We start from the raw sequence: 12,816 nt of genomic DNA, 5'->3' as shown, positions 1-12,816 counted from the left end.
CGCGTATGACGAAAGGCCCCCACACCGGTCAGGTGCGGGGGCCTTCGTCGTGTCCGGCCGCCGGTGGGGCTCAGCGGAGGGTGATGCCGACGGCCGTGAGGATCAGCGCGAGGGAGACCGCCCCGGCGTCCGGGGGGCCGTGGCCGAGCGTGCCCATCCGGGCGGCGCGGCCGCGGGCCGGGACGAGCTGTGCGGTGTCGGCGGCGGCCCGGGTGGCGGCCTCGGCGGCCGCCTGCCACGCCGGGGGCAGCGCCTCCCCCGCGCGGGCGCGCAGTGCGCGGCGGAAGGGGTCCAGGGCGTCCAGCATCGCCTTCTCCCCCACCGCGGCGCCGCCGAGTTCGCCGACGGCCCCCTGGGCGGCGTCCGCGGCATCGGCGAACAGCGCGCTCGGGGAACCGCCGCGGCCCGCCGGGGCCCTTGGCCGCGGCCCGCCGGGGCCCTTGGCCGCGGCCCGCCGGGGCCCTTGGTCAGTACGGCGCCCGTTTCGGCCAGCAGAGCGCCGTACAGGGCCCCGGACGCGCCGCCCGAGGCGTCGGCCAGGGCGAGGCCGGCGGTGAGCAGTGCGGTGCCGGCCGAGTGCGGGTCGCCCGCCGGCCCCGGCTCGGCGGCGCGGGCGGCGGCGACGGCGGCACGCAGCCCTCGGACGATGCCGGTGCCGTGGTCGCCGTCACCGGCCACCGCGTCAGCCGGCCCAGTTCCTCGTCGCCGGCGGCGACCAACTCCAGGGCCGCTTGCAGCGCCTTCGTCGCGGGCAGGTCTTCACCGGGGGCGCGGACACCCCTTACGGGACCGGACGCCTCGTCCCGTACGGGGCCGGGCACCTCGGCCCGTGTGTCCTCGGGGGCGTGGGTGCCCGGCAGGCTGCGGAAGGCCGGGGTGTCGCAGGGGGCGTCGTAGAGCTCTCCGAGCTCCTCGGGAGACCCCGGCCATGTCGGCTATCCGCTCTTCGCGTTCGGCTTCCTCGTCTGGATCACCGCGACCGCGCCCACGGCCCGGATGGGCACCGCCGTCGGCTGGTTCTACGTCGCCTTCACCGGCGGGCTGCCGCCCCTCGGCTCACTGGTCGCCGGGGTCACCAACCCCTGGTGACCCTGCTCGCCGTCGTCTACGGCACCAATGTCCTGTGCAATCTGCTGTTCGGCGTCATCGGCGACACGATCGGCTGGCGCCGCACGATCGCCACCTTCGGCGGCCTGGGCTGCGCGGTGACGACCCTGGCCCTGTACTTCGTGCCCAGGGCCGTCGGCGGCCACTACTGGGTCGCGATCGTGGTCGGCATGCTCTACGGCATCGCACTGGCCGGGTTCGTCCCGATCTCCGCCCTGGTGCCCGCCCTGGCCCCCGAGAACGAGGGCGGCGCAATGGCGCTCCTCAACCTCGGTGCGGGCGGTGCCGCCTTCGTCGGCCCGGCCCTCGTCAGCCTCTTCCTCGGCCCGCTGGGACCGGCCGGCGTGGTGCTGATCTTCGCCGGGCCGTATGTCGTGTCCGCGCTGCTGACCCTCTGCCTCACGCTGTCGGACGAGCCGGCGACGCCCGCTCCCCCGGCCGCGCCGCCGGTCGGGCGGACGGCCCTGCGCGCCTGACCGGGGGCCCGTACGCCGGTGCGTACGGGCCCCCTTCATCAGCCGGGCCTCACTTGCGCGCGGGGCACTGCTTCCATGCGAAGTGGTACAGGGTGTTGATGCTGCCGTCGGTGGAGTCCATGGCCATGTAGCTGGTGGCCTTGGGATCCGCCGACTTGGCGTCCACCCTCATCTCGGTGTTGATGTTGAAGTAGCGCTCCTCGCCGCAGGGTGCGTACACGAGCGCGTCGACGTCGGTCTCGTCCGAGGTCTGCCAGTTGGAGTCGTAGGGGCCGGTGAAGGTGTGGCTCTTACGGGCCGTCTGCTGCTGGCCCTGGAAGTAGTAGCCCGCCTGCTCCAGCCCCCGGGCGCCCGGGGCCAGGGACGCGTAGCCCCGGTAGTCGGCCCGGGCGACCGCGTAGGTGAAGCCCTGCGGGACATGTACGTTCAGCGCGATCTGGCAGTTCTTGCGGGAGTCGGTCGGCTTGCTGCCGGCGCCCGCCTGGGCGAGGTACTCGCTGTACGTGACGGTGAAGGCGGTGTTGTCGGGGGCGATGGCCACGGCGGCGCTGCCGGGTCTGCAGCCCGATCCGTTGACCGTGGCGACGGTTATGGTGATCTTTCCGGTCGGCGGGTCGTCGCCGAACCGTGCGGTGGTGGTGGGGGATGCCGATCCGGCGAGGAGCAACGATGCCACTGCGGCACCAGCACTGAGTGTGCTGAGCATGGGCTTTCCTTCCGGTCGTCCTAGGGCCCGCGATGCGGGAACACCAGGAGTGGGATGACGAGCGCATGCCAGCACGGCGGTGGCGGCTTGAACAGCTCTGCTCCCCAGGGTTGGGGCGAACCTACGCCTTGATCCGGACGCCACATGCCAAACCGGAACACCGCGTCCGAAAAGCGATGAGGCCTCATATCCCGTTGATTGTGCGGCTGTTGGGCGGTATATCCCTTACGCGGCTGCCGTCCGACGGCCGGGGCCGGGCACCCGGGCCGCGGTCGCTGTGCTCGAACCGGCCCGCCACCACAAAACGGCGAGGGGCCCGCATCTGCGGGCCCCTCGCCGTGCGGTAAAGCGTTCAGCGCTGCCAGCTGGTCGCTCCGTGGAAGCCGTTCTGACGCTCGAGGCGGCGCCAGCGGGCGGCCGTGGCGTGCGGGCGGGCCGGGGCGGCGGCCGACTGGTGGGCGGCGCGGGCCAGCAGCACGGCGGTCAGGGCGGCGAGCTCTTCCTCGCTGGCCTGGCCCTTCTCCACGCGGATCGGGTCGGTTCGGTGGGCAGGATTCACGGTGTGTTCTCCGTCGTCGCGGTGGCGTCGTGCCGGGTGCGGGTGCGGGGCGTGGCTACTGGGGCGGGTTGCCGTGCTTACGGGCGGGCAGGTCCGCGTGCTTGGTGCGCAGCATCTCCAGGGCACGGATGAGCGTGTGGCGGGTTTCGGCCGGGTCGATGACGTCGTCGACCAGGCCGCGCTCGGCCGCGTAATAGGGGTGCATCAGCTCGGACTTGTACTCCTTGACCATGCGCACCCGCATGGCCTCGGAGTCGTCCGCCTCGGCGATCTGCTTGCGGAAGATGACGTTGGCGGCGCCCTCGGCGCCCATCACCGCGATCTCGTTGGTGGGCCAGGCGTAGGTCAGGTCGGCACCGATGGACTGCGAGTCCATGACGATGTAGGCGCCGCCGTACGCCTTGCGCAGCACGAGCGAGATCCGCGGGACGGTGGCGTTGCAGTAGGCGTAGAGCAGCTTGGCGCCGTGCCGGATGATGCCGCCGTGCTCCTGGGAGACGCCCGGCAGGAAGCCGGGGACGTCGAGCAGGGTGACGATCGGGATGTTGAAGGCGTCGCACATCTGGACGAAGCGGGCGGACTTCTCGGACGCCTCGATGTCCAGCACACCGGCCAGCGACTGCGGCTGGTTGGCGATGATGCCCACGACCCGCCCGTCGAGCCGGGACAGCGCGCAGATGATGTTGGTCGCCCAGCGCTCGTGGACCTCCAGGAACTCGCCGTCGTCGACGATCTCCTCGATGACCTTGCGCATGTCGTAGGGGCGGTTGCCGTCGGCCGGGACCAGGTCCAGCAGGGCGTCACCGGAGCGGTCGGCGGGGTCCTCGCAGGGCACCGACGGCGGGTTCTCCCGGTTGTTCGCCGGCAGCAGGGAGAGGAGGTAGCGGACCTCTTCGAGGCAGGTGACCTCGTCGTCGTACGCGAAGTGGGCCACGCCCGAGGTCTCGGCGTGCACATCGGCGCCGCCCAGGCCGTTCTGGGTGATCTCCTCGCCGGTCACCGCACGCACCACGTCGGGGCCGGTGATGAACATCTGCGAGGTCTCGCGGACCATGAAGACGAAGTCCGTCAGGGCCGGGGAGTAGGCGGCGCCGCCGGCGCAGGGGCCGAGCATGACGGAGATCTGCGGGATGACACCCGAGGCCTTGGTGTTGCGCTGGAAGATGCCGCCGTAGCCGGCGAGCGCGGAGACGCCCTCCTGGATACGGGCACCGGCACCGTCGTTCAGCGACACCAGCGGGGCACCGGCCTGGATGGCCATGTCCATGATCTTGTGGATCTTGGTGGCGTGGGCCTCGCCCAGCGCGCCGCCGAAGATCCGGAAGTCGTGCGCGTAGGTGAACACGGTCCGGCCGTGCACGGTGCCCCAGCCGGTGATCACACCGTCCGTGTAGGGCTTCTTCGCCTCCAGGCCGAAGCCCGTCGCCCGGTGCCGCCGCAGCGGCTCGACCTCGTTGAACGAACCCTCGTCCAGCAGCAGCTCGATCCGCTCGCGGGCCGTCAGCTTGCCCTTGGCACGCTGCGCTTCGGTGGCACGCTCGCTGGGGCCTCGCCGGACCTGCTCACGGATGGCGTGCAGTTCGGCGACGCGCCCGCGGGCGTCGTTGGCGCCGGCGGGCACATCTTCGACAGTGGTCATGTATCGACGGTACGTGGGGGAGGCGCCGCACACCGATGTCGGTTTCGTACAACGTCGCATGCGATTTGGTGGGCAGGCAGTACAGAACCGTGCTGTACGGGCCCCGCGTCCCGGCGCCCGTTCGGGTGGCGGTGCCGCCCCACGTCTGTATGAGGTCGACAAACAACGGCGGAGTGATGTTGTCGCGACCGGCTGATCGGACGGCGGGCCCCGGTCAGCCCAGCCGCACCGTGCAGGTATGGGTGGCGCAGCCGGTGCCGGGGGTGACGCGCAGCCGCAGGGCGCGCCCGGTGGCCAGCACCTCGATCGCCGGGTCCTGGGCGAGCACCGCGCGTACCGGCCGTGACCAGGAGATCTCCAGCGTATCGCCGGTGCGTTCCGGGGCGGCGACGCACAGCCGCGCCGTCCGGCCGCGCCCGTCCGGCCGCCGCCCGCGCCGCTCACGGACCAGCACGCTCGCCGGGCCGCTGCTGGTGAGCGGGCCCGCGCTGCCGGCCCGCCAGAAGTTGGCGGCCGTTACGCCGAGCGGGTCGACGGCGATCGCCTGCCGCCCTGCGTCGTTGGCGAGCACGGTCAGCCAGCGCCGGTCGGCGGCGCGGGTGGCGAGGGTACGGGCGGTGGCGCCCGGCATGAGGAGGTAGGCGTAGCCGGCGTCGGCCGGGTCGGTGCCGTGGTCGTGCCAGAGCGTGAGGTAGCGGCGGGTGAAGGGCTGGGGGGAGGAGGTGGTGTTGATGTCGCGCCAGGAGCCGGTGCGGTCCTCGCGCAGCGCCTTCAGGGGGGCGCCGCCGGGGAAGACGTAGCCGCCGTGTCCGGCGAGGTGGGCCCAGTGGGCGCGGGGGAAGGAGGTGGTCGTGCCGGGTGTGCCGGGCTGCCGTACGCCGTCGACGGTGAACTCCGCGGTACCGGACCCGCCCAGGCGGCGGTTGTCGACGACCGTCTCGGCGGGCACCCCGTCGCGGGAGGTGATACCGGCGCCCAGGCAGACGAGGCAGTCCGCGAGGGCGAACCAGGATTTCTTGGCGGTGAGGGTCGAGGCGAGGCCGCGGAGGTCCTGGCCGATCGCGGCGAATTCGCCGTCGGTGGTGCCGCCGACCCAGCGCGCGGCGGGCTTCGGCTCGCCCCAGCCGCCGCCTTCGTTGTCGGCCAGCCGCTTGGTGGACACGGTCGTGCCGGGGAGCCGGTAGGGGTCGACGGTGGGCCAGAAGGCGTCGGTGTACTGGTCGCCCCCGAAGTCGGCGCCCCACCAATAGAGCATCCCGGCGCCGGTGTGCCAGCCGTGCGGGTTCTCGCCGTTGCCGTTCTCGTAGTACGTGATGCGGTCGGAGGCCATGGCCAGGCCGGCGGCCCAGCCGGGGCGGCGGTGCACGGCGCGGTCCATGGCCGGGAACAGCCGGTGGCGGACGGGCTCGGGGGCGGCGGGCGTGGGGCCGTCGGCGATCCCCTGGAGGCGGGCGAGGTCGGCGACCGTGTACTGCCGGTCGGTGAGGACCGGCAGTACACGGTCGCGGGCGATCCAGCCCTTGACCATGGCGTGCCAGCGGTCCCGCTCGGCGTCGCTCGCGCCCTGGGCGAGGAGCGCGATGGCGGCGATCAGCGCATGGCCGTGGTAGTGGTCGCTGCGCAGGACGTGCCGCTCGTCGCTGCGCAGATAGCCGCGGCTGATGGCGCGGCCGTTGACGAGGTCCATCATCAGGCCGTTGTGGAGCAGCGGGGCGTAGGCCCGTTCGACGCTGTCGAGGACGATCTGCCGTGCCGGATCGGTGACCTGCCAGGACGAGCCGCCGAGCAGCGTGAACAGCCGGCCCAGGCCGTCCAGCAGGACATAGCCGTAGGTGCCGGAGTAGGCGACCCAGGTGTGCTGGACGAAGGAGCCGTCGGCGTAGAGGCCGTCGCCCTTGGTGACGTAGGGGAAGACCGGTGAGAGGGCGTCACGGGCCAGCGCGATCTTGGCGGGGGCGCGGCCGAGGATGCCGCGCAGTGCCACCACCCGGCACAGGTCGACGCGGTTGGCTCCGGTGCTGGTCCCGGTGTAGTCGCCGAGCATGGTGTCGGGGACGAAGTGGTCGACGGCGGCCAGGCAGCGGGCGCGCAGCTCGTCACCGGTGCCGCCGTCGGGCAGGTGCTCGTCGAGGAGGGCGAGGGTGTCGAGGAGGAGTCTGGGGCTGCCGATCTGCCACTCCCACCAGTTGCCGTAGCGGGTGGTGGCGGTGTTGTAGACGGTGTCGTCGAGGTGGCCGAGCCCCGTGACGAGGTCGGCGGCGAGGCCGGGGTCGCCGGTGCGGCCGGTGCCGGGCTGGACGTAGGCCTGGGCCATGGTGGCGAGCCGGCTGTAGCTCTGGGTGATGCCCGACGGCGGGTCGTAGCGGCAGTCCGGCCAGAGGGAGCCGGCGGCCGGGCGCATGCCCGCCTGGAAGGTGCTCGCGAGGGCGCCGGTCTCCTGGAGGGCGGCGGCGTACGGCGGGGCGGCGGGGTCGAAGCCGCTGCCGAGGGTGAGCTCGCACCAGCGGCCGCGGAGGGTGGTGAACTCGTCCGCCGAAGCGGCGGCCGGCTGGGGGGTGGCGCGGGCGGGGCGGGCGGCGAGGCCGAGCGCACTTGCGGTGGCGGTGGCGAGGAATCCTCGGCGTGACCAGACGGACGTGGCGGAGACAGGCGGCACGGTCGGTCCTCTCCATGGCGTCAACTGGGCTGTGGCGCTGCGCACTTGGGAGTTCCCGATGGTCTAGCACGAGCCGTCGTCCAGCGGCAATGACCGCGCCGGAACGCCGCTCGCCACCCGTCCGGCGGAGCTCACCCATCCAGAGAGGTTGAATATTGAACCAGATGCCGTTACGGTGAATCTCGTTGAAGCTTAAACAAATCCTGCGCACCCACCCGATGCGCCGTCTTCGAGGAGGAGCCATGGCTCTGTTCCACCGCAAGCGCACCGCCGACACCGGCGCCACCACCGCCCCCGCCAGTGCTGCCGTCCTCGACGCGGACCCCGCGCTCGCGGCGCTGACCGGCGACTACACCATCGACCCGGCCCACAGCAGCATCGGCTTCACCGTCCGGCACGCCATGGTCACCAACGTCCGCGGCGCGTTCGCCGAATACGAGGGCGCGCTCCACCTCGACGGCGCCGACCCGTCCCGCTCCACCGCGTCCCTCGACGTCAAGATCGCCAGCATCGACACCGGGATCGCGGACCGCGACGGCCATCTGCGCAGCGCCGACTTCTTCGACGCCGAGTCCTTCCCGCTGATGACCTTCCGCAGCACCGCCGCCGAGCAGGTGTCCGGCGACCGCTACCGGATCACCGGCGACCTGACCCTGCGCGACGTCACCAAGCCGCTCACCATCGACCTGGAGTTCCACGGCTCGGCCACCGACGTCTACGGCGCCGAGCGGGTCGGCTTCGAGGGCAGCGCCGAGATCCTGCGCTCCGACTGGGGCCTGACCTGGAACGCCGCGCTGGAGACCGGCGGCGTGATGGTCAGCGACAAGGTCAAGCTGACCTTCGACATCTCCGCCGTCAAGGCCGCCCCGCAGGCCTGACCCCGCACGGCCCGTCACATGACCGCGGCCCGCAGCAGCCCGTACGCATAGGCGTCGTCCAGCGCCTGCCAGGACGCGGCGATGACGTTCTCCGCGACACCGACCGTGGACCACTCGCCCCGCCCGTCGCTGGTGGAGACCAGGACCCGGGTGATGGAGCCGGTGCCCAGGGCGCCCTCCAGGATGCGGACCTTGTAGTCCACCAGTTCCATATGGGCCAGCTGCGGATAGATCCGCTCCAGTCCCACCCGCAGCGCCCGGTCCAGCGCGTTGACCGGGCCGTTGCCCTCGGCGGTGGCGACGATCCGCTCGCCCTTGGCCCACAGCTTCACGGTCGCTTCGTTGGCGTGCGTACCGTCCGGGCGGTCCTCGACGATCGCCCGCCAGGACTCGACCCGGAAGTAGCTGCGCGGCCGGCCCCCCTCCGCCCGCTGGAGCTCCTCCCGCAGCAGCAGCTCGAAGGAGGCGTCGGCGGCCTCGTAGGTATAGCCCGCCAGCTCCCGCTCCTTGACCCGCTCGACGACCCGGCCGACCAGCTCACGGTCGTCACTGAGGTCGATGCCCAGCTCCTTGCCCTTGAGCTCGATGGACGCCCGCCCGGCCATGTCGGAGACCAGCATCCGCATGGTGTTGCCGACCAGCGCCGGGTCGATGTGCTGGTAGAGGTCGGGGTCGACCTTGATCGCGGAGGCGTGCAGTCCGGCCTTGTGGGCGAAGGCGGAGACACCGACGTAGGGCTGGTGGGTGGAGGGGGTGAGGTTGACGACCTCGGCGATGGCGTGCGAGATCCGGGTGGTCTCGGCGAGCTTGCCCTCGGGCAGCACCGGGCGCCCGTATTTGAGCTCCAGGGCGGCGACGACCGGGAAGAGGTTGGAGTTGCCGACCCGCTCGCCGTAGCCGTTGGCGGTGCACTGGACGTGCGTCGCGCCCGCGTCCACCGCGGCCAGGGTGTTGGCGACGGCGCAGCCCGTGTCGTCCTGGGCGTGGATGCCCAGCCGTGCGCCGGTGTCCGCGACGACGGTCCGTACGACGGCGGTGACCTGCGCCGGAAGCATGCCGCCGTTGGTGTCGCAGAGCACCACGACATCGGCGCCGGCCTCGCTCGCGGTGCGCACCACCTGCTTGGCGTAGACCGGGTCCAGCGCATAGCCGTCGAAGAAGTGCTCACAGTCGAGGAAGACCCGGCGGCCCTGGGCGCGCAGGTAGGCGACGGTGTCCCGCACCATCGCGAGGTTCTCCTCCGGCGTGGTCCGCAGCGCCAGCTCCACATGCCCGACATGCGACTTGGCGACCAGCGTGATGACCGGGGCCCGGGACTCCAGGAGCGCGGCGACCTGCTGATCGTCCTCGACCCGGACGCCGGCCTTGCGGGTGGCGCCGAACGCGACCAGCTGGGCGTGCCGGAAGTCGATCTCCTCGCGGGCCCGCTGGAAGAACTCGGTGTCCCGCGGGTTGGCGCCGGGCCAGCCGCCCTCGATGAAGCCCACCCCGAACTCGTCGAGGTGCCGCGCGATGGTCAGCTTGTCGGCGACGGTGAGGTTGATGCCCTCGCGCTGTGCGCCGTCGCGGAGCGTGGTGTCGAAGACGTGGAAGTCGTCGGACACCGCGCCGACGGGCCGGGGGGCGGGTTCTTGTGCGTCCGTCATGCTGGTCTGGCTCCTGTCGGGATCTCGGTCTACCGGAATGACCGGTTCCACCGTCCCTCCATGATCCCTCGCGCTCCGCCTCCGGTGAGGTGTGGACCGGAAACGAAAAAACCTCTCGCGGGTGCGAGAGGTCTGCGCGCGGGTCTGGGACGACGGCGGCCACGCCGTACTCGGTTCGTACGGGGTGGTCACTGCGGACCGGCGCGCCTGCTGCCAATAATCATGGCGAACGAGAGCACGGTCCGGAGTGTGCCACACCCCCGGGCCGGGCACACGGACGTCTCACGATGCGGTCGGCCTGTCCACCGCCGCCCAGCGGCGGAGCGCGGCGGTGGCCCGTGCGCGGTCCCGGGGCGCCAGCTTGCCGATGCTCGCGAGGTGGTTGGTGTGCGGGGCCAGGTAGACGTGCGCGTCCCGGCTGCCCCGGCCCGTACGGAAGGGTTCGGCCCGGGCGGGGTCGTTCTCGCCGTACACGAAGAGCAGCCCGCTGCCGTGCTGCCGTACCCAGCGGTCGATGTCGGGCATGGCGTCCGGCTGGAAACGCAGCGGAATGCTGCGCGGCACGCAGGTGCGCACCTCCTGGATTCCGGGGTAGCGCAGCATTCCGGCCAGGTGCGGGGCGGCGAGCGACACGAAGCCGAGCTGGGTGCCCAACTGGTAGTAGGACGCGGTGACGGGGGCCAGATGACGGTCGGCATAGGCCGGGAGACGGGTCACGCCTGCGAACCAGGCGTACAGCGCGGCGCCGTCGGCGGACGGCCGGGGGATACCGCCGCAGCCGTCCGTTTCTTCCTTCTGCATCCAGAAGGCCATGGGCAACTGGAGCGCGGTGAGTTCCAGTACCCGGTCGGCGCTGCCGATGGTGCGGAACGTGTAGCCCTGGCCCGCGGCCCAGCGGGCGAGCCGGACCGCCATCTCCGCGCGCCGGGGCCCCAGCATCGCGCGCTGCACCGCCGTGAGCGCGCTCCGGCAGGCGGGAGAGCCCACCCGCCGCAGGAAGCGGTCCTCGGCGGTGTCGTCCCGGTCGTCGGTGTTGTCGGGCGCCGAGTACGCGACGGAGCCGGCCACATCGTGCGGGTAGAAGCGCCGGTGGTAGACGGTGGCCATACCGCCCTTGCTGCCGCCGGTGGAGATCCAGGCGGCGCGGTAGACCGTCTTGAGGGCCCGGATCAGCCGGTGGTGATCGCTCGCCGCCTGCCGGATGTCGAGTTTCGACCAGTCGGTGGGGCGGGGGCGGGACGTGCCGAAGTACCGCTGCTCGACGCTGAGCTGGTTGCCCTCCAGGATCCGGGTCGGCTCGGCGCGGAAGGCGGGCTCCTGGTAGGTGAGGTCGTAGCCGTTGGTGTAGAGCACCATCGGCCGGACGGTGGACCGGTGGAGCAGCGACAGCCGCTGCTCGAAGCTGCCCTTGCCGGGGTGCCGGTGGTCGACGGGCTGGCGGTAGGCCAGCGCGAAGGAGCGGTAACCGGCCGGGGCGGGGTTCTCCTTGACGACCCGCATCCCCGGTACGGCCGCGATCCTGCTGCGGATGTCGTCGGCGGCCGGGCGGGACACGGCCGCCGGCGCCATGGCCGGGGGCGCCCCGCCGGTCCGGGCGGTCGCCACGGACGGCGCCGCGACGCCCGGGGCCAGCAGGCCCGTCAGCAACAGCGGCAGGAGTAAGTGCCTGGTGTTCTTCATACCGTCCAGCCAAGCCGCCCGGCGCCGGACGCGGATCCCCCGGGAACGGCAAACGGCCTCCCCCGTGCGGGGGAGGCCGCTCCCGGCCGGGGCGAACGCTCAGTCGGCGACGGGTTCGCCCACCCGCGCCGGGCCGGCTCCCGTCTGCTCGTCCTGCTTGCCGACCCGGTGCAGATCGATGGTGCGGGTCTCGCGCATCGTGATGTAGACGATCAGCGAGACGGCGGCGCAGCCGGCGACGTACCAGTAGTAGCCGGACTCGATACCGCCCTTCTTGAACCACAGCGCGACATATTCCGCGGTGCCGCCGAACAGTGCGTTGGCGATGGCGTACGGCAGGGCCACGCCCAGCGCTCGGATACCGGTCGGGAACAGCTCGGCCTTCACACAGGCGTTGATCGAGGTGTAGCCGGTGACCACGACCAGCGCCAGCAGGGCGAGTCCGAGGGCCGGCCAGAAGCTGCCGGCGTGCTTGAGCATCGTCATGATCGGCACGGTCAGGAACGTCGAGCCGACCGCGAACGTGATCAGCAGCGGACGCCGCCCGATCCGGTCGGACAGCTTTCCGGCGAGCGGCTGGATGCACATGAAGATGAAGAGGGCGCAGAAGCTGACCAGGGAAGCGGTCGGCTTGGACAGCCCGGCGCTGCCCGAGAGGTACTTGGTGAGGTAGGTCGTGTACGTGTAGTACGCGACCGTGCCGCCCATGGTGAGCGCGATGACCAGGAACGCCTCGCGCTTGTGGGCCAACAGCGCCTTGATCGTGCCGCGCGCGGGATCGGCCTTGGCGCCCTCGTCCTCGGCGTAGACCTCGGTCTCCAGCATGTTGCGGCGCAGATAGAAGACGATGCCCGCGCCCAGCGCACCGACGATGAACGGGATCCGCCAGGCCCAGCTGTGCAGCGCGTCCTCGGACATGGTGCGCTGGAGCAGGATCTGCAGGCCGAGGCCGAGCAGCTGGCCCGCGGTCATCGACACGTACTGGAAGCTGGAGGCGAAGCCACGCTGCCCCGGCGCCGACGCCTCGGTGAGATAGGTGGCGCTGGCCGCGTACTCCCCGCCGACCGACAGCCCCTGGAGCATCCGGGCGAGGAGCAGCACGGCGACGCCGCCGTAGCCCGCGACCGCGTAGGTGGGCGCGATGGCGATCAGGATCGCCGAGGCGGACATCAGCGTGACGGTCAGCGTGAGCGCGGCCTTCCGGCCCTTGCGGTCCCCGACCCTGCCGAGCACCCAGCCACCCACCGGGCGCATGAAGAAGCCGACGGCGAAGATCCCCATGGTGTTCATGAGGTTCGCGGTGTCATTCCCCTTCGGAAAGAACGAATCCGCAAAATAGACCGCAAAACTGGCATAAACGAACCAGTCGAACCACTCGACCATGTTGCCGGCCGACCCGACCCAGATCTTCTTCCATTGCTCTCGTCCCATAGCCGGTTACGGTCTCGGACCCGGGAGCCCTGGGCAAG

At 71.8% G+C, this 12,816-nt stretch carries 9 protein-coding genes and 2 pseudogenes; 2 read left to right on the top strand and 9 right to left on the bottom strand.

The features are described 5' to 3' along the window. Positions 1-70 precede the first annotated feature (70 nt). Positions 71-322, bottom strand: a complete 252-nt coding sequence (locus tag K7C20_RS39045; RefSeq protein ID WP_280922002.1) for a DAK2 domain-containing protein — start codon at positions 320-322, stop codon at positions 71-73. A 206-nt stretch (positions 323-528) separates the two neighbouring features. Continuing rightward, positions 529-678, bottom strand: a pseudogene (locus K7C20_RS39040) (hypothetical protein); the annotation flags it as partial. Between the two features lie 255 nt (positions 679-933). On the opposite strand from K7C20_RS39040, the pseudogene K7C20_RS26210 reads away from it, so the two are divergent. Beyond that, positions 934-1,583, top strand: a pseudogene (locus tag K7C20_RS26210) (MFS transporter); the annotation flags it as partial. A 49-nt stretch (positions 1,584-1,632) separates the two neighbouring features. Here the strand turns inward: K7C20_RS26210 and K7C20_RS26205 are convergent. The 4 genes from K7C20_RS26205 to K7C20_RS26190 all read right to left on the bottom strand — a co-directional run bounded on the left by K7C20_RS26205 (position 1,633) and on the right by K7C20_RS26190 (position 7,143). Next, positions 1,633-2,289, bottom strand: coding sequence for a DUF4360 domain-containing protein (locus K7C20_RS26205; RefSeq protein WP_030084166.1), 657 nt, complete (start codon positions 2,287-2,289; stop codon positions 1,633-1,635). A 352-nt stretch (positions 2,290-2,641) separates the two neighbouring features. Then, positions 2,642-2,848, bottom strand: coding sequence for an acyl-CoA carboxylase epsilon subunit (locus tag K7C20_RS26200; protein WP_053209325.1), 207 nt, complete (start codon positions 2,846-2,848; stop codon positions 2,642-2,644). Between the two features lie 55 nt (positions 2,849-2,903). Next, complete coding sequence (locus K7C20_RS26195) at positions 2,904-4,487, bottom strand: acyl-CoA carboxylase subunit beta (protein ID WP_030084168.1); 1,584 nt, start codon at positions 4,485-4,487, stop codon at positions 2,904-2,906. 214 nt (positions 4,488-4,701) lie between these two features. Continuing rightward, positions 4,702-7,143 (bottom strand): polysaccharide lyase 8 family protein, encoded by a 2,442-nt coding sequence (locus K7C20_RS26190; RefSeq protein WP_222892662.1) that lies wholly within the window; start codon positions 7,141-7,143, stop codon positions 4,702-4,704. A 242-nt stretch (positions 7,144-7,385) separates the two neighbouring features. Between K7C20_RS26190 and K7C20_RS26185 the strand changes: the two genes are divergently transcribed. Beyond that, positions 7,386-8,021, top strand: a complete 636-nt coding sequence (locus tag K7C20_RS26185; RefSeq protein WP_030084170.1) for a YceI family protein — start codon at positions 7,386-7,388, stop codon at positions 8,019-8,021. A gap of 14 nt (positions 8,022-8,035) precedes the next feature. On the opposite strand, the gene cimA is transcribed toward K7C20_RS26185, so the two are convergent. From cimA to K7C20_RS26170, 3 genes are all read right to left on the bottom strand, one after another. Then, on the bottom strand, positions 8,036-9,667 hold the full coding sequence (gene cimA, locus K7C20_RS26180) for a citramalate synthase (protein ID WP_222892660.1): 1,632 nt from the start codon (positions 9,665-9,667) through the stop codon (positions 8,036-8,038). Positions 9,668-9,949: 282 nt separating this feature from the next. After that, the gene (locus K7C20_RS26175; protein ID WP_053209802.1) at positions 9,950-11,347 is read right to left on the bottom strand and encodes a S28 family serine protease; all 1,398 of its coding nucleotides are present in this window, start codon (positions 11,345-11,347) and stop codon (positions 9,950-9,952) included. A gap of 99 nt (positions 11,348-11,446) precedes the next feature. Then, complete coding sequence (locus K7C20_RS26170; RefSeq protein WP_030084175.1) at positions 11,447-12,778, bottom strand: MFS transporter; 1,332 nt, start codon at positions 12,776-12,778, stop codon at positions 11,447-11,449. Positions 12,779-12,816 lie beyond the last annotated feature (38 nt).

It is taken from the genome of Streptomyces decoyicus (assembly GCF_019880305.1).
Lineage (GTDB): Bacteria > Actinomycetota > Actinomycetes > Streptomycetales > Streptomycetaceae > Streptomyces > Streptomyces decoyicus.
This window is presented reverse-complemented; position numbering and strand designations above follow the sequence as displayed.